This is a genomic window from Streptomyces sp. NPDC059649 (genome assembly GCF_042734445.1).
Classification (GTDB): domain Bacteria; phylum Actinomycetota; class Actinomycetes; order Streptomycetales; family Streptomycetaceae; genus Streptomyces.
The window spans coordinates 82,390-98,108 of the sequence record NZ_JBHWDV010000031.1 but is presented as its reverse complement, the minus strand read 5'-3'; the positions used below and the strand labels follow the sequence as shown (position 1 = coordinate 98,108).

Genomic DNA, 15,719 nt, shown 5'->3' with positions numbered 1-15,719 from the left:
CCGGGGGGGGGGCGCCCCCCCGTACGCAGGGGGGCGGACCGGAGGCGCCTGTTGTGTGGACGTAAAGCGAAGCAGTCCACACAACAGGCGCCGGAGGGCCGAACCCGCAACCCAAAACCCACCAGGCGCCCCCGGCCCAACAACCCCACCCCGCCGAAGGCGGAAGAACAGCATCCCCCGCGGCGGGTCAGCCGACTACGTGGGCGACAGCCCCCAGCAGGGCCCGCGCTCGTGGGTCCGCCGTGACCCCCGGCTGCATCCCGTTCGTCACATAGCCGAAGGCGACCCCGCTCTCGGGGTCCGCGCAGGCAAGCGCGCCGCCGCGGCCGGGGTGGCCGAAGGAGCCGGGGGAGAGCAGCGGCGAGGCCGGGCCGTGGAGCATGAAGCCGAGGCCGAAGCGGGTGGAGACCAGGAGCGTGCGGTCCAGGCCCGCGGACTCCTCGGTGCGGGCGAGGGTGAGGGTCGCGGGGGCGAAGAGCCGCGGATGCCCGTCGACCGCGCCGATCAGCGCCGCGTAACAGCGGGCCAGCGCCCGGGCCGTGGCGACGCCCGCCGAGGCGGGCAGTTCGGCGGCGCGGTAGGCGGGGTCGTTCTCGTCGGGGCCCGGTGAGATCGCGGCGAAGGCCCGGCTCGTGAGGGAGGTCGGGTCCTCGTACGCCGCGGCGACGGTCCGCTTGGGGCGGACACGGAGGCCGCTGGCGGCGGGCGGCTGCGGGGGTGTGACGGGGGCGAGCCGGCCGACCCGGGACTGTTCGGCGTCCGGCAGGCCGATCCACAGGTCCAGGCCGAGCGGCCCGGATATCTCCTCGGCGACCCACGTGCCGAGGGTGCGGCCGGTGACCCGCAGCACCAGTTCGCCGAGCAGCCAGCTGTAGGTCTGGGCGTGGTAGCCGTGGTCCGTGCCCGGCTCCCAGGCGGGTGCCTGGGCGGCGATCGCGGCGGGGCCGCTGGTGCCGTCGAGGGCCTGGGCGGGGGTGAGCGGGGTGTCGAGGACGGGCAGTCCGGCGCGGTGGGAGAGGAGGTGGCGGACGAGGACGCGTTCCTTGCCGGCGGCTTTGAACTCGGGCCAGTACGTGCCGACCGGCGCGTCCAGGTCGAGCTGTCCGCGCTGGTGCAGCAGCAGCGGGACGACGGCGGCGATGCCCTTGGTCGCGGACCGGATCACCTGGGCGGTGCCGGCCTCCCAGGGTGCGGCCGTGCCGTCCGGCGCGCCGTCACCGTCCTTCGTACCGCCCCACAGGTCGACGACCTTCCGCCCGTGCCGGTAGACGGCGACCGCCGCCCCCCGCTCTCCGCGTCGCGCGAAGTTGGCCATGAAGGCGTCCCGGACCGGCTCGAAGCCGTCCTCGACCGTGCCCTGGACGTCCACCACTGATTCCCGCTTCCCATTCATCCGTCGCTTTGGTGACCCATCAATGGTGCAACGCGCGGATCGGTGCTGATGACCAGGGCCTCGGCCCGTGGCGTTCGTCACAGGGGAGCGGTGCCCGGAGGCGTCCTCACTGCGGGCGGGGGCTTCACTACGGACCGGGGGGCTTCACTGCGGGACGGTGACCGAGCGCGGGTCGAAGCCGAACGGCAGCTCCAGGCGGTGGCTGCGCATCAGCTCGTCGTCACACAGCAGCTCCTGGGTGGTGCCGTCGGCGACCAGCACGCCACCGGAGAGCACGACGGACCGCGGGCACAGCTCCAGCGCGTACGGCAGGTCGTGGGTGACCATCAGCACGGTGACGTCCAACGACCGCAGGATGTCGGCGAGTTCGCGACGGGAGGCCGGGTCGAGGTTGGAGGACGGCTCGTCGAGGACGAGGATCTCCGGGCGCATGGCCAGGACGGTGGCGACGGCCACCCGGCGGCGCTGGCCGAAGGAGAGGTGGTGCGGCGGGCGGTCGGCGAATTCGCCCATGCCGACGCGGTCGAGCGCCTCGGTGACCCGGGCGTCCAGTTCGGCGCCGCGCAGGCCCGCGGCGGCCGGGCCGAAGGCGACGTCCTCCCGGACGGTGGGCATGAACAGCTGGTCGTCGGGGTCCTGGAAGACGATGCCGACCCGGCGGCGGATCTCCGCGAGGTGCTGCTTGGCGACCGGGAGCCCGGCCACCGCGACGCTGCCGGCGCCGGCTTCGAGGATCCCGTTGAGGTGCAGGACCAGGGTGGTCTTGCCGGCGCCGTTGGGCCCGAGCAGGGCGACGCGTTCGCCGCGGGCGACGGTCAGGTCGACGCCGAAGAGCGCCTGGTGGCCGTCGGGGTAGGCGTAGGCGAGGCCGGAGACGGCGAGCGAGGGGGCGGGCGCGGCGGCGGGTGTTGCGGTGCTCAAAGGGTCCATCCCAGGAGGCAGACGGCGAGCGCGGCCACGGGGAGAGCGGCCGCGCGGGTCCATTGTGTGCGGGTGGCGGTGACGGCGTCGATGACGGGCATGGTGCCGGTGTAGCCGCGGCTGACCATGGCGAGGTGGACCCGTTCACCGCGCTCGTAGGAGCGGATGAACAGCGCTCCGGCGGACTTGGCGAGCACGCCCCAGTGGCGTACGCCGCGGGCCTCGAAGCCGCGGGAGATCCGGGCGATCCGCATCCGCCGCATCTCGTCGGTGATCACGTCGCCGTAGCGGATCATGAAGGAGGCGATCTGGACGAGCAGCGGCGGCATCCGCAGGCGCTGCAGGCCGAGGAGGAGTTCGCGCAGTTCGGTGGTGGCCGCGAGCAGCACGGACGCGGCGACGCCCAGCGTCCCCTTGGCGAGGATGTTCCAGGCGCCCCAGAGACCGGACCCGCTCAGGCTCAGCCCGAGCGCGTGGATCCGCGGGCCCTCGGCGACGAACGGCATCAGCACGGCGAAGGCGACGAACGGCACCTCGATCAGCAGCCGCTTGAGCAGGAACCCGGCCGGGACCCGGGCCGCCCCGGCGGCGGCCGCGATCAGCAGCGCGTAGAGCCCGAAGGCCCAGACCGCCTCGCGCGGGGTGGAGACGACGATCAGGACGAAACAGAAGACCGCGGCGATCTTGCAGTGCGCGGGCAGCCCGTGCACGGGCGAGTGCCCGTGCCGGTAGAGCTTGTGCGCGTGGCCGGCGCCCATGTCAGACGCTCCCGGTGCGCTCGGCGGCCGGCACGGCGCCCTTGCCCGGCGTTGCCTCGTTGCCCGGCGTTGCCTCGTTGCCCGGCACGGCGTTCTTGCGGCGGCGTACGACGACGAAGACACCGGTGCCGACGGCCAGGGTGGCGCCGACCCCGATGACCCCGGCGAGGCCGCCGGCCAGCCGCGGGTCGGTGATGTCCTTGACGCTGTAGTCGGCGAGCGGCGAGTCCTTGGTGGCGTGCTCCTCGGTCTTGGCGTCGATGCCCTGGTCGTGGGCGACCTTCTCCAGGCCGTCGGGGCTGGCGGAGGCGTAGTAGCTGAGACCGCCGGCGCACACCAGCGCCGCGGCGACCCCGGCCAGCCACACACGGCGAACGGAACGGCGCGGTGCGGCGGTCGTGGCGGCAGCGGCGGCCGGTACGGGTGTGCCCGCGCCCTCCGGGGCCAGCGGCGAGGTCCGCAGCTCCAACGGCTTGGCGAGACCACGCGCCCCGTACACCAGGTCGGGCCGCACCGCGATCACCGCACCCACCGTCAGCGCGGTGATCACCGCCTCACCGATCCCGATCACCACATGCACGCCGACCATCGCGGCGAACACCTTCCCGATCGGCACCTCGGCGGTCCCCCCGAGCGCGTAGACCCCGGTGAAGGCGATCGCGGCAGCGGGCACGGAAACCAACGCCGCAACGAACGAAGCCACGGTCACCGAGCTGCGCCGTCGCGGCAGCACCTTCACCAGCAGCCGGAACACCGCATAGGCGACCACGGTCGTCACGATCGCCATATCGGTGATGTTCACGCCCAGCGCGGTCAGCCCGCCGTCCGCGAAGAGCACCCCCTGCATGAGCAGCACGACCGAGACACACAGCACCCCGGTGTACGGCCCGACGAGGATCGCGGCGAGCGCCCCGCCGAGCAGATGCCCGCTGGTACCGGCCGCCACGGGGAAGTTCAGCATCTGCACGGCAAAGATGAACGCCGCCACCAGCCCGGCCAGCGGCGCGGTCCGCTCCGCCCCCGCCCCGACGCCCTGCCCCGCCCCCGCCAGCTCCCGCCGCGCCCCACGCAGGCTGACCGCAACCGCCACCGCAGCAACGGCGCCGGCCGCCACCGACACCGGCGCATTGATGAATCCATCGGGTACGTGCATCTCAGGCTCTCCGCTTCAGGGTCTACAACCAGCCAATGGTGGTGGTTACTGCAACCAAGTTGCAAGAGCGCCCGGGATGCGGAACGGGAGTGGGCACCCGGAGCGGGCGCCCACCTTGCCCTTACGTGGCCCCTCTCGGGAACGTCAGCCGAACGGGAGGGCCTGTGTCGGCCGCTCGAACCACGGGTGGAAGGTTCCGTCCGACGCGATCGTCAGCCCGAAACGATCAAGGCTGGGCTTGCCGCGATCACTCCACCAAGCGAGAGCTTGCTCCACCTCGTCCCAGAGGCGCCGGGGTCCCGACTGGTACACCACGGCGTCCGGCGTACCGCTCCGGAACTCGACGGCCGCCCACGACCGACTCGCCAGGTCGAAGAACCAAGCCTTCCCGGTCTCCTCGTCCGAGCGGTTGACGACGTGGGCGCAGCCGGGGACACACAACCCCGTTACGAACCGCACGGTCTCGTAGCGGTCCCCCAGGTCGACCAGGGCGATCCGAGTCCGTGACACGTCCGCTTCCCCGGGGAACTCCGGTACGTAGTCGTGGAACCGGCTCCAGTCGAGGCGCTGGTCCCGCAACTTCATGAACTCCACCATGCGGAGGAATGGCCCACTCGCACTTCCGTCCTCCCTCACGGACAGCCGGACCAATGCGTCCTGATCGGTGTAGTGGGTCCCCCATGGGGCGAGGATGATGCCGCCCGGCCCGGTCTGCTCCAGCCAGTCCGACGGAATCCCTCGTACGCCTGCCGTGACGATCACGCGGTCATACGGCGCCCCCGCCGACCACCCCGCCCGGCCGTCGCCATGGATCACCTCGGGGCTGAGTCCGGCGCGCTTGAGCGCGGCGCGGGCCCGCTCGGCCACGGTGGCGTCGATCTCGACGCTGACCACGTTGCTGCCGCCGAGCCGGTGGGCGAGCAGCCCGGCGTTCCAGCCGGTGCCGGTACCGATTTCGAGCACGCGCATACCGTCGGTCACGTCGAGATCACGGAGCATCGAGACCACGACCGACGGCATGCTCGCGGAACTGGTCGGCACACTGCCCGGCTGAGTGCCCGTATGCCTGCCGTCGTCCCACTGAGTGACGAGAGGAACGTTCGCATAGGCGGCGCGCTCCCACTCTTCCGGATCGTCGCTACGGGAAATGGGGACATTGCGGCCGGTGGCCATGTCATGTGACCAGACGAGATCCGGCAGGAACAGCGCGCGCGGTACTTCCCTGAAGGTCTCCGCCCACTGGGGCGTCAGGGCTCCGGACTCTACGAGAGACCGCGCCAGCTCGTCACCGGCGCGGCCTTCCTGCTCAGGGGTGCGCCTCACTTGCGGTGCTTCCCGTCGCCCTCGGGCATTTCACCGTCCGGGGGTGGCGGTGGAGGAGGTTCCCAGGGCTGACCGGGATGGCCGTCCCCGTTGCCGCCCTCACCGCCGTTCCACACGATCGCTCCCGTCATCACCGGATCCTCCTTCGACTCGTACGGAAACCGTCGGGCAGGACGCCCAACGGGGTCGTGCTGCCCCACCCTGACCGGGGCGGGAGTCTCACCACGGGTCACCTTCCGCGCTCCGCTGCTCCCGCGTCCGGACCACCCTCAGGCTTTCGAGATCTTCAGCCGGCCACTCCCGGCGTCCGGCGCACCGCAGGTAGGGAATGCCCTTCCTGATGTCTGTCACGATTGCGGAGCGACCGACGTCGTACTCGACCTCATCGCCGACCTCCGGCCACTGGCCAGTGCTCATCGGGGCATCCCTTCCCGCGCCGCCTTCCGCTTCGCAATGGCCCGCTCCAGCTGGAGCGCATACAGCTCCAGCTGTCCCGGGTCCATGACGAGAACGGCAGGTTCTGCAACGCCATGGCGGTGATGAACGGTCACGGGCAGGCCGGCCTGATGTGCTCGTTCGTCGTAGACGATGTCTCGTCGATCGGGCGTGATGTGCGAGATCACGGTGTAACTCCTCGAAGGGTTGAGGGAAGAGCCCGCCAACCCATCTCACCGGGGCTGGTGCTCACACCAACAAGGGAACCGCGATGACCCACACCACTCCACGGCATCCATGCGGCAGTCTTGAGGCATACCCGATGCACGCGGTGCACCTCGCCGAGGAGCGGGACGGACGAGAAGGGGGTCGGCGTGGGTCTTGCTGAACGACGGAAGGCCCTGGGCTACAGTCAGGAATCGTTGGCTCACACACTCGGCGTCGACCGCACAACGGTTGGCCGCTGGGAGAACGGAAAGACGGAGCCTCAGCCGCAGTTACGACCGAAACTGGCCGAGGTACTACACGTCGACCTTGGTGAACTTGACGTTCTGGTGGCCCAGTTACATGTCTCCCCACAGGAGTCCGCAGGGTTGCCGCCCCGCGACCCCTACGGCTCTAGGGACACCGACGACATGATCCGACGCGAATTTCTCCGTGCCGTAGCTGTGACCGGCGCACTGTCAGCTCTCCCCGTTGAAGAAGCGGACGCACTCGAAAGCGCAACACGCCGGCGATCCGCAGCAAGCTTCCTGCGCATGAACGACCACCTCTGGCAGGTGTACCAACTCGCCCGTACCAAGGGGTCGGTCCAACTGGTCGTTCGTGACCAGTTGGTGGCTCTCAACGCGGCTCTTGATGAGCGATCTGGCGGGGAGGGACGTGCGCTGTGCGGCGCTGCGGGTGAGCTGTTCCAGCTCGCCGGGGAGCTGGCCTTCGACAACAACCGCTACACAGACGCGGCAGCCTCCTACACTCTCGCCGCGACAGCCAGCAAAGAGGCCGGTGCGTATGACCTCTGTGCCTGCGCCCTGGTGCGGCTTGCCTATGTCGACGTGTACGAACGTCGGTACCGACAGGCCGTCGACATCCTTTCTGCCGCTGAGAAAGTCGCCAGGCGTGGAGACAGCACTCTCCCCACGCGGTATTGGATTGCTTCCGTCAAGGCAGAAGCACAGGCAGGGATGGGCGACTTGACGGCATGCGAGCAGGAACTCGACACGGCCGAGAAGGTCCTGGCCCTTGGCCCTGGCCGCAACAGGGGTTGGCTTCGGTTCGACGGCTCACGGCTGGCCGAGGAACGAGGAGCTCGCTATGTACAGCTGGAACGTCTCGACCTTGCCGAGAAAGCCCTCACCTCCGCCCTGGAACAGGATGGCCTTGCCGAGGGGCAGTCGTTTCGACGCCGCGGTGCCGTATTTGCCGATCTTGCAGCGATCGCCGCCAAGCGCCGCGACTGCGACCAACTTCTCGCCTTCGGCAGCACGGCCGTGCAACTCGCTCGTGCGTCCTCGTCAGGGTATGTCGCCCGTAGACTCCAAGGGCTGCGAGCTGAGTTCGGCCCTCTGGCCAGGAATGTTCGAGTGGCCGAGCTGAAGGCGGAGATAGACGCATTGAGCACGACGTGACGAGAGGGTAGGTATGTCACAGGTTGAAGGCGCGCGCCTGTTCCGTGAGGCATGGATCGCCGGTGTGCGAGAGCACTTTCCCGGCGAGCCGAAGCCCGGCTACGTGACTCCTTGGGAGGACACCCCGGAGTGGGAGCGTCAGGCTGCGGGCGCCGCCTACGAGCAGGTGCGCCAACTGCTGGAGGTGAGCGCCGGCCACGCGTCGCGGCTGACCCCCGAGCAGAAGAGCCGATTCGTCGCGACGTGCTGGACCGCTCAGATGTTCAAGCACTTCGAGGACCCGAAGCCCGGGTACGTGGCTGACTGGAGCGATCTGCCGGAGTGGCAGCAGAAGACCGACACGGACATCTTTGAAGCCATCGAAAAGTCACTGAACTGATCAACAGCGCTGGCCTCAGCGCCTATGGAGATCAGCAGAGAGTGAAGGAGCCCCTTCTCGCGGTGATGCCGTGAGAAGGGGCTTTTTATGGGTCAGACGGGCTTGTACTCCTCGTGCGGAATGGCTCGCTCCCACACCGCTTCGAATGCCAGACTCACGAACTCGATGACAGCTGGTTCGGTGCGCCATTCTCGGTCGACTACGTCGCCTGCACCTGAGAAGTACGTGAAGAGGACGGATTTCCTGTCGAACATCCACAGGTCAGTGCCGGGCAGCGGAATGTCAGCGGCCTTGCGGCGGGGGAGCCATCGGACCAGCTCGCCTGCCGCAACGTTGGCGAATGACATGTCGTGCTCGTACCGGATGTAGTCGGTGACTGGCTCCGAGACAATCCGGGCTCGCCTGATGACGACTCCGCGCGCTGTCGTCCCAGTCACCAGGTCACCCCACGATCCCCAGCAGTCCGGCAGCTTCGTCGGGTCGCTGTCGTACCGGTGGCCAGCTCGCCAACGTGCGAACTCGGGATCATCTGGCGTGTAGATGTCGCGCATCTCCAAGTGCACGGCGGAGTGCTGCGCCTTGGCGAGCCCTTCACGTACGGGGTACTTCACCGTCTCAGTCCTCCGATCGAGGGATGTACTTCAGCATCACGTGGGGGGTGGGGAGCCTGCTCGCTCCGCGCTCGCGGCTCCAGTCGCCCTCGGCCCGTACTCGTTCTCACCGGGCCGAGCCCCCCGCACGTACACCCAGCCGGGTCGCCCGCCCCCCGACCCGGCCGAGTCGCCCGTCCCCCGACCGGCCGTATCCCCGTCCCCCACCCGGCCGAGTTGCCACCCACTCCCCCGCCCGAAACCATGGGTGCGTGAGCGATGAACCCGAGGCCGTCGGGCCTCGCCAGGGGACGGATGTCGTCGAGACGGAGGGGCGGCTGCGTCGGGTGCCGGCCGGGCCGGGGGCGCAGCCCGGGGCGTACCTGCGCTTTCCGCATCTGCACGGGGATCTGCTGTGCTTCGCCGCCGAGGACGACCTGTGGGTGGCGCCGCTGGCCGCGGAGGGGGAGGAGCCGGGGCGGGCGTGGCGGCTGACCGTGGACCGGACCCGGGTCGGGCATCCGCGGTTCTCGCCGGACGGGAGACATATCGCCTTCACCACGTGGCGCAGCCTCGATCCGGAGGTGCATCTCGCACCGGTCGACGGGGGGCCGGCGCAGCGGCTGACGTACTGGGGCAGTACCGATGCCCGGGTGTGCGGGTGGACGCCGCCGGACCATGAGGGGCAGGCGCACATCCTCGCGGTGTCCTCGCACGGGCAGCCGTTCTCGTACTACTCGTGGGCCTACAGCCTGTCCCCCGACGGCAGCCCGGGCGGGAAGCTGCCCTGGGGCCCGGTCTCCGACATCGCGGTCGCCGACTTCGAGGGGGAGCGCCGCACGCTGCTGCTCACCGGCAAGCCGCCGCACGAACCCGCATCCTGGAAGCGCTACCGGGGCGGGGCGATGGGCCGGATGTGGCTGCACGGGACCCGGCTGCTGCCGGATCTGTACGGGCATCTGGACTCGGTGATGTTCGTGGGCGGGCGGATCGCGTTCCTGTCGGATCATGAGGGTGTCGGCAATGTCTATTCGTGCCTGGCGGACGGGACGGATCTGCGGCGGCACAGTGATCACGCCGATTTCTACGCCCGGCACGCCTCGACCGACGGCGAGCGGATCGTCTACCAGTGCGCCGGGGACCTCTGGCTGATCGACGACCTGGGGCCGGACGCCGTACCGCGGAAGCTGGCGGTGCGGCTGGGCGGGCCGCGGGCCGGCCGGCGCAGCTACCAGGTCCCGGCCGCCTCGCACGTCACCTCGCTCGCGGTGGACGCCACCGGGCGGGCCAGTGCGATCGGGGTCCGCGGCAGCCTGTACTGGCTCACCCACCGCGACGGCCCGGCCCGGGCGATCCACGACACCCCGGGCGTCCGCGTCCGGCTGCCCGAGATGCTGGGCTCCAGCGGCCGGATCGCCTACGTCACCGACGCCGAGGGCCCGGACGCCATCGAGATCGCCAATCTGCCGCGGGCCAGTGATCCGGGGCGGCCGCGCCGGCTGGCCGCCGGTGAGCTGGGCCGGGTCCACGAGATGACGTCGTCGCCGGACGGCGAGCGGCTGGCGGTGGCCTCCCACGACGGCCGGCTGCTGCTGGTGGACGTGACCCGGCCGGACGAGGAGACGACCGAGGAGGACCGTTCGGCGGAGGAGGAAGCCGCAGGTCCGGGCGGTGTCACCGAGCTGATCCGGTCCACCAACGGCCCGGTCCGCGACCTGTCCTTCTCCCCCGACTCGCGCTGGCTGACCTGGTCGCACCCCGGTATCGGCCGTTCGCTGCGGAAGATCAAGATGGCCCGGCTCTCCGACCGGCTCGTGGTGGACGTCACCAACGGCCGCTTCGAGGACGAGCAGCCGGTGTTCACCCGCGACGGCCGCTATCTGGCGTTCCTGTCCTGGCGCGGTTTCGACCCGGTCTACGACGTGCACACCGGCGATCTGTCGTTCCCGCTGGGCTGCCGTCCGCATCTGGTGCCGCTGTCGTCGGCGACGCCGTCGCCGTTCGCGCTGTCGCCGGAGGGCCGGCCCGCGGCGGGCGGGCTGGACCCGGACGAGAGTCCGCCGCCCACCGGCGAGGGAACGGTGCTGGTGGAGGTCGAGGGGCTGGAGAACCGCGTCACGCCGTTCCCGGTGGCCGCGTCCAAGTACTCCCACCTGGAACCGGTCAGCGGCGGCGGGCTGGTCTGGCTGCGCTGGCCGATCTCCGGCGCGCTGGGCGAGACCTTCGCCAGCCCCGACAACACCTCCGGCAAGCCGACCCTGGAGCACTTCGACCTGACCAAGGCGCGGCGCACCGAACTCACCAGCGCGATCGACGAGTTCGCACTCAGCGGCGACGGCTCGCGGCTGGTCGTCAACGACGACGGCGAACTGCGCGCGGTCCCGGCGACCGAGCTGGCGGACAGCGATTCGACGGTCTTCCTGGACCTGCGGCGCATCCTGCACGACGTCGATCCGGGCGCGGAGTGGCGGCAGGCGTACGAGGAGGCGGGCCGGCTCACCCGGGCGTACTTCTGGGAGCCGCGGATGTGCGGCATCGACTGGGACGCGGTGCTCGCGCAGTACCGGCCGCTGGTCGAACGGGTCGCCTCACCGGACGAGTTCGCCGATCTGCTGCGCGAGGTACTGGGCGAGCTGGGCACCTCGCACGCGTACGTCACCGGCGCCCGGCGCAACGAGGGGCCGCCGCACTACCAGCGCGCGATCGGTCTGCTCGGCGCCAACTTCGTGTGCCGGGACGGGCGGTGGGTGGTGCAGCGGATCCTGCCCGGTGAGTCCTCCGACCCCAAGGCCCGCTCCCCGCTGGCCGGTACGGGCATCCGGGAGGGCTCGGCGCTCACCCATGTCGACGGGCGGCCGGTGGACCCGGTCACCGGGCCGGGCCCCCTGCTGGCCGCGGCCGGCGGCACCACCGTCGAGCTGACCTTCGCCCCCGCGGAGGGCAATGGGCACGCCCGCCGGGTCGCGGTGGTGCCGCTGGTCGACGAACGGCCGCTGCGCTACCAGGACTGGGTGGCCAAGCGCCGTGCGGTGGTGCGGGAGCTGAGCGGCGGCCGGTGCGGCTATCTGCACATCCCGGACATGGGCGGCTCCGGCTGGGCGCAGTTCAACCGCGATGTGCGGATGGAGATGTCGATGCCCGCGCTGATCGTGGACGTACGGGGCAACGCCGGCGGCAACATCTCGGAGCTGGTGATCGAGAAGCTGACCCGCACCATCATGGGCTGGGACCTGACCCGGGACGCCGAGCCGGTGTCGTACACCAGCAACGCCCCGCGCGGCCCGGTCGTGGCGGTCGCCGACGAGATGACCTCGTCCGACGGCGACATGATCACCGCGGCCTTCAAGCTGCAGGGCATCGGCCCGGTGGTGGGCATGCGCACCTGGGGCGGGGTGGTCGGGATGACCGGCCGGCACCGGCTCGGTGACGGCACCACGATCACCGTCCCGATGAACGCGGCGTGGTTCCGGCTCTACGGCTGGGGCGTGGAGAACCACGGTGTCGAGGTGGACATCGAGGCGCTGCGCTCGCCGCTGCACTGGGCCGAGGGCCGGCATCCGACGCTGGGCGTGGCGGTGCGCACGGCACTGGAGCTGCTGGAGCGGCATCCGGCGGCGACGCCCCCGGACCTCTCGGACGTACCGGACCGGCGGCGTCCGGCGCTGCCGCCGCGGGGCGCGGGCGGCGGTGCCGAGGAGGCGGCGGGGGCCTGACTCACCCCGGGCCGTTCCTGACTCACCCCGGGCCGCATCCGACTCACCCCGGGCCGATCAGGAAGGTCTGGTCGTCCGCGTCGGTGCGGCACGGGACGCCGACGGCCGGGGTGCCCACCGCCCGGCCGCTGAGGCCGACGCACCGGTCGCCGTCGCGGAGCCGCAGCCGGTACGCCGGCCCGCCGCCGTCGGTCCGCCCGTCGACCGGTTCGATCCGGAACCGCTGTGCGGGCCCGTCCGCCGTGCAGTCGTTCTGCGGCTCCAGCAGCCCGGCCAGGCCCGGTGCGCGCAGCAGGACCAGACAGCCGGTGCCGTGGTCCGGGTGTGACCACTGGACGAGGTGACGGCCGCCGCCGGCCGCCGTCAGCCGGGTGTGCGGGGGCACCGCCTGCGCGCAGGGCCGCACCACCGCGACCGTGCGGTACTCGTGCGCCCTCAGCACCCGCCCGTCCGTCAGGCACAGTCCGGGCGCCCGCAGCGGACGGATCCGTACCTCGCCGGTGGGTAACGCGGTGGCGGCCGCCGCCCCGGGCTGCGCATCGCCGTCCCCGACCAGCAGCGGGATGCCGACGGCGAGCAGTACGGCGCCCAGCAGCGCGGCACCGGTCAGCAGCCGCCGCCGGCGGCCCGGGCGGCGGGCGGGGCCGGAGGAATGGGGTGCGGAAGCGGGCTCGGCAGCGGACTCGGGAGCGGACTCGGGAGCGGACTCGGGATCCGGAACGACGTCCGGCACCGGCTCCGGCTCGGCGGCGGGCGGGGCCGCCGTGCCCTCCTCGATGCGTCGCCGGGCCGTGAGCCACTCCTCGACCTCGTCCTCGGTGCGGCCGCAGGCCCGCAGGAACGCGCCGAGCACCTCGGCCCGCGGCAGGTACTTCCGGTTGAGCACGTCCGCGAGGGTGCTGCGGGCGAGCACCTCGCCGCGCTCGGCCGCCCGCTGTTCCAGCTGACGATAGGTCAGTTCACTGTCGTCCTTGAGGCGTTGCATCAGTGCGACGAGTGCGGCGGCGTCATGGGCCGCCGCGGGCCCCGCACCGCCGGTTCCCCCCGTGCGTGTCATGCCGGTCATTGAACCGTCGCCCGGCCACCGCCACAACACCCCCTCCGGTCAGTCCCGGACAAGCGCCCGTCACCCGTCGGACACACGCCGCATCCCCCGTCCGACCTGCCCGGACAGCGAGCGGCCTGTCCGGGATGGCCGGAGGGCCTTGCCGGACACCGGCCGGTCCAGCAAGGTCGTGTTCTGCCCGGCCGGGGCACACCGCAACAGCCACCAACTACCGCTCACCCAACGGGAGATGTTCGATGCGCATCCGTCACCGGATCGTTCCGCTCGCGGCCGCGGTCGCCCTCACCGGCGGCCTCGCGGCCACCGAGGCCGCCCCCGCGCTGGCCGCCCACCCGGCGCCCGGGAAGGCGCCATGGCGTGCCGCGGCCGGCGGTACGTACCTGTACTTCAACAAGAACTGGAGCAACCCCAGCAAGTCCAAGCTCTGGCTGGTGAAGAGCATCCCGAACGCCAAGGACAAGGTGCTCGCCAAGTACCGTGCCGGCTCCGGCAACGGCGGCCGCAACGGCACGAACGAGTGCGCCAGCATGCAGGGCTGGCTGCCCACCGGCAACTACCGGGTGCTGAACCACACCAAGCACCACAACGGCGGCCGCAGCGGCATCAACGGCTATGCGATCCAGGTGCAGGACAAGCTGTGCAAGAACCACCGGACCAAGCGCACCGAGCTGTTCGTGCACAGCGAGATGAACGTCAACGGCACCCAGGGCCCCCGCAAGCCCGGCCAGGACAGCCCCTACCGCTGGGACGGCGACAGCGACTACTACTCGCTGGGCTGCATCAAGCTGGCCCCGACGGACATCAAGAAGCTCTTCGCCAACGCGGCGCGCTACGGCTGGCCGACGAGGCTCAAGGTCGTCAACTGACCTCGTAGGGCACGACGGGGGACCACGGGGGACCACGGGGGAACAACGGGGGAAGCAGTTGGGGCGCACCCGGTCGACCGGGTGCGCCCCGCGCGCATGGCGCGTACGCCGCCACGCGTCACCTTCAGGACCGCGGATCAGCTCTGGAAGCGGTCCCGCTCGTCGCGCAGTTCGTCCATCGGGTCGGGGGCGGGGCGACGGCCCTGCTGACCGCGCTCACGCGCCTGCTGACCGCGCTCACGACCCTCCTGGCCACGCTGACGGGCGCGGTCCTGGCCCTGCCGGCCGCGCTCGTCCGCCTCTTCGCGAGCGCTGCCCATGGCCTTCTGCGCCTGGTCCTTGAGCTCGTTGGCCTTGTCCTGGAACTGGTCCTTGATGCCCATGCTGTTCACTCCTAGTGGGGCGTAGGGGGTGGGCCCCGGACCAGAGTGACACGCCCGGACATCGCTCGCATTTCGATCACGTTCGACTACCGGGAGTCACAAGCCCCTGGCCGGCGGGGGTCCGCCTACCGGCCCGCGCGGGCCTTCTCGTCCGCCTCACCGCCCGCGCGGGCCTTCTCGTCCGCCTCGCCGCCCGCGCCGACCAGACCGACCCGCATACCGTCCAGCCGGTCCCCGAACCGCCGCATCTCCCGCTGCCCCACCGATCCGATCACCGACGGCAGGTATCCGCGCAGCGACTGCATCCCGCGCAGCCACCACTGCCCGTAGACGTGCGCGGAGCGGCGTTCGATGCCCGCCACGATCCGGTCCACGGCGGGCCCCAGCGGATAGGTCTTGTTCGACGGCCAGGGCAGCCGGGAGCGCAGTTCGCGCATGATGTCGTCCTGGTCGGCGCCGCGCACCATGTCGGTGTCGGTCCAGCTCAGATAGCCGACCCCGACCCGTACGCCCTTGTGGCCGACCTCGGCGCGCAGGCTGTGCGCGAACGCCTCGACGCCCGACTTGGAGGCGCAGTACGCGGTCATCATCGGCGCCGGGGTGATCGCGGCGAGCGAGGCGATCTGCAGGAAGTAGCCGCGGGACTCCATGAGTACGGGCAGGAAGGCCCGGCCGGTGACCGCACCGCCTATGAGGTTGACCTCGATGACCCGCCGCCAGGAGACCGGGTCGGAGTCGACGAACGGGCCGCCGGTCGCCACCCCGGCGTTGGCGACGACCACGTCGACCTTGCCGAAGTGGTCCTTGACCTCGGCCGCGACCCGGGCCATCGCCTCGTGGTCGGTGACGTCGGCGTGCCAGTGGTGCGCCGGGCCGTGCAGCGCGGCGGCCACCTTCGCCAGCTCGTCCGGTTCCAGTCCGACCAGCGCCAGCGTCGCGCCGCGCGCCGACAGCTTGCGGGCCAGCAGCGCACCGACCCCGCGCGCCGCGCCGGTCACGACGACGACCTGCCCGTCCAGGCTCCTGCTCCCGCTCATGCCGTCTTCTCCTTCTTCTGCTTCTTCTGCGCGGACTGCGGCGCGTGGTGCTGCGCGTCGTTGCGCGGTGCGTC

Annotated in this window: 15 protein-coding genes; 4 read left to right on the top strand and 11 right to left on the bottom strand. The window is 71.2% G+C overall.

All coding sequences use genetic code 11. The annotated features are described in order from the left end of the window. Positions 1 to 187 precede the first annotated feature (187 nt). The 7 genes from ACFV1J_RS27400 to ACFV1J_RS27370 all read right to left on the bottom strand — a co-directional run bounded on the left by ACFV1J_RS27400 (position 188) and on the right by ACFV1J_RS27370 (position 6,171). A complete protein-coding gene (locus ACFV1J_RS27400; protein ID WP_385862338.1) occupies positions 188 to 1,393 on the bottom strand; it encodes a serine hydrolase domain-containing protein in 1,206 nt (401 codons plus the stop codon). Between the two features lie 144 nt (positions 1,394 to 1,537). Continuing rightward, the gene (locus ACFV1J_RS27395; protein WP_385862336.1) at positions 1,538 to 2,323 is read right to left on the bottom strand and encodes an energy-coupling factor ABC transporter ATP-binding protein; all 786 of its coding nucleotides are present in this window, start codon (positions 2,321 to 2,323) and stop codon (positions 1,538 to 1,540) included. After that, entirely contained in the window at positions 2,311 to 3,072 is a 762-nt protein-coding gene (gene cbiQ / locus ACFV1J_RS27390) for a cobalt ECF transporter T component CbiQ (RefSeq protein ID WP_385862334.1), read from the bottom strand. Before cbiQ ends, ACFV1J_RS27395 begins: the two co-directional genes overlap by 13 nt. Before the next feature lies 1 nt (position 3,073). Then, positions 3,074 to 4,225 carry an energy-coupling factor ABC transporter permease gene (locus ACFV1J_RS27385; protein WP_385862332.1) on the bottom strand — a complete coding sequence of 384 codons (1,152 nt, stop codon included), beginning with the start codon at positions 4,223 to 4,225 and terminating at the stop codon, positions 3,074 to 3,076. A 144-nt stretch (positions 4,226 to 4,369) separates the two neighbouring features. Beyond that, a complete protein-coding gene (locus ACFV1J_RS27380; RefSeq protein ID WP_385862330.1) occupies positions 4,370 to 5,398 on the bottom strand; it encodes a methyltransferase domain-containing protein in 1,029 nt (342 codons plus the stop codon). Between the two features lie 146 nt (positions 5,399 to 5,544). Beyond that, positions 5,545 to 5,679 carry a hypothetical protein gene (locus ACFV1J_RS27375; protein WP_267887940.1) on the bottom strand — a complete coding sequence of 45 codons (135 nt, stop codon included), beginning with the start codon at positions 5,677 to 5,679 and terminating at the stop codon, positions 5,545 to 5,547. A 282-nt stretch (positions 5,680 to 5,961) separates the two neighbouring features. After that, the gene (locus tag ACFV1J_RS27370) at positions 5,962 to 6,171 is read right to left on the bottom strand and encodes a hypothetical protein (RefSeq protein WP_385862327.1); all 210 of its coding nucleotides are present in this window, start codon (positions 6,169 to 6,171) and stop codon (positions 5,962 to 5,964) included. Positions 6,172 to 6,357: 186 nt separating this feature from the next. Here ACFV1J_RS27370 and ACFV1J_RS27365 point away from each other — a divergent pair, with 186 nt between their 5' ends. Continuing rightward, complete coding sequence (locus ACFV1J_RS27365; protein WP_385862326.1) at positions 6,358 to 7,611, top strand: helix-turn-helix transcriptional regulator; 1,254 nt, start codon at positions 6,358 to 6,360, stop codon at positions 7,609 to 7,611. A gap of 13 nt (positions 7,612 to 7,624) precedes the next feature. Then, the gene (locus ACFV1J_RS27360) at positions 7,625 to 7,990 is read left to right on the top strand and encodes a hypothetical protein (protein WP_385862324.1); all 366 of its coding nucleotides are present in this window, start codon (positions 7,625 to 7,627) and stop codon (positions 7,988 to 7,990) included. A gap of 92 nt (positions 7,991 to 8,082) precedes the next feature. Here the strand turns inward: ACFV1J_RS27360 and ACFV1J_RS27355 are convergent, their stop codons facing one another. Then, positions 8,083 to 8,601, bottom strand: coding sequence for a DUF6879 family protein (locus ACFV1J_RS27355; RefSeq protein ID WP_385862322.1), 519 nt, complete (start codon positions 8,599 to 8,601; stop codon positions 8,083 to 8,085). A 326-nt stretch (positions 8,602 to 8,927) separates the two neighbouring features. On the opposite strand from ACFV1J_RS27355, the gene ACFV1J_RS27350 reads away from it, so the two are divergent. Next, a complete protein-coding gene (locus tag ACFV1J_RS27350) occupies positions 8,928 to 12,293 on the top strand; it encodes a S41 family peptidase (RefSeq protein WP_385862348.1) in 3,366 nt (1,121 codons plus the stop codon). Between the two features lie 43 nt (positions 12,294 to 12,336). On the opposite strand, the gene ACFV1J_RS27345 is transcribed toward ACFV1J_RS27350, so the two are convergent. Beyond that, complete coding sequence (locus ACFV1J_RS27345; protein WP_385862320.1) at positions 12,337 to 13,350, bottom strand: RICIN domain-containing protein; 1,014 nt, start codon at positions 13,348 to 13,350, stop codon at positions 12,337 to 12,339. A gap of 245 nt (positions 13,351 to 13,595) precedes the next feature. On the opposite strand from ACFV1J_RS27345, the gene ACFV1J_RS27340 reads away from it, so the two are divergent. After that, a complete protein-coding gene (locus ACFV1J_RS27340) occupies positions 13,596 to 14,225 on the top strand; it encodes a hypothetical protein (RefSeq protein ID WP_385862318.1) in 630 nt (209 codons plus the stop codon). A gap of 137 nt (positions 14,226 to 14,362) precedes the next feature. On the opposite strand, the gene ACFV1J_RS27335 is transcribed toward ACFV1J_RS27340, so the two are convergent. Both ACFV1J_RS27335 and ACFV1J_RS27330 read right to left on the bottom strand, forming a co-directional pair. Further along, positions 14,363 to 14,608, bottom strand: coding sequence for a hypothetical protein (locus ACFV1J_RS27335; protein WP_385862316.1), 246 nt, complete (start codon positions 14,606 to 14,608; stop codon positions 14,363 to 14,365). A 125-nt stretch (positions 14,609 to 14,733) separates the two neighbouring features. Next, positions 14,734 to 15,645 carry an SDR family oxidoreductase gene (locus ACFV1J_RS27330; RefSeq protein WP_385862313.1) on the bottom strand — a complete coding sequence of 304 codons (912 nt, stop codon included), beginning with the start codon at positions 15,643 to 15,645 and terminating at the stop codon, positions 14,734 to 14,736. Between the last annotated feature and the right edge of the window lie 74 nt (positions 15,646 to 15,719).

Excerpts from the sequence above, each read along its gene's own strand:
- ACFV1J_RS27400 (WP_385862338.1), bottom strand. The coding sequence starts at position 1,393 with ATGAATGGGAAGCGGGAATCAGTGGTGGACGTCCAGGGCACGGTCGAG.
- ACFV1J_RS27395 (WP_385862336.1), bottom strand. The coding sequence starts at position 2,323 with ATGGACCCTTTGAGCACCGCAACACCCGCCGCCGCGCCCGCCCCCTCG.
- cbiQ (WP_385862334.1), bottom strand. The coding sequence starts at position 3,072 with ATGGGCGCCGGCCACGCGCACAAGCTCTACCGGCACGGGCACTCGCCC.
- ACFV1J_RS27385 (WP_385862332.1), bottom strand. The coding sequence starts at position 4,225 with ATGCACGTACCCGATGGATTCATCAATGCGCCGGTGTCGGTGGCGGCC.
- ACFV1J_RS27380 (WP_385862330.1), bottom strand. The coding sequence starts at position 5,398 with ATGGCCACCGGCCGCAATGTCCCCATTTCCCGTAGCGACGATCCGGAA.
- ACFV1J_RS27375 (WP_267887940.1), bottom strand. The coding sequence starts at position 5,679 with ATGACGGGAGCGATCGTGTGGAACGGCGGTGAGGGCGGCAACGGGGAC.
- ACFV1J_RS27360 (WP_385862324.1), top strand. The coding sequence starts at position 7,625 with ATGTCACAGGTTGAAGGCGCGCGCCTGTTCCGTGAGGCATGGATCGCC.
- ACFV1J_RS27345 (WP_385862320.1), bottom strand. The coding sequence starts at position 13,350 with ATGACACGCACGGGGGGAACCGGCGGTGCGGGGCCCGCGGCGGCCCAT.
- ACFV1J_RS27340 (WP_385862318.1), top strand. The coding sequence starts at position 13,596 with ATGCGCATCCGTCACCGGATCGTTCCGCTCGCGGCCGCGGTCGCCCTC.
- ACFV1J_RS27335 (WP_385862316.1), bottom strand. The coding sequence starts at position 14,608 with ATGGGCATCAAGGACCAGTTCCAGGACAAGGCCAACGAGCTCAAGGAC.
- ACFV1J_RS27330 (WP_385862313.1), bottom strand. The coding sequence starts at position 15,645 with ATGAGCGGGAGCAGGAGCCTGGACGGGCAGGTCGTCGTCGTGACCGGC.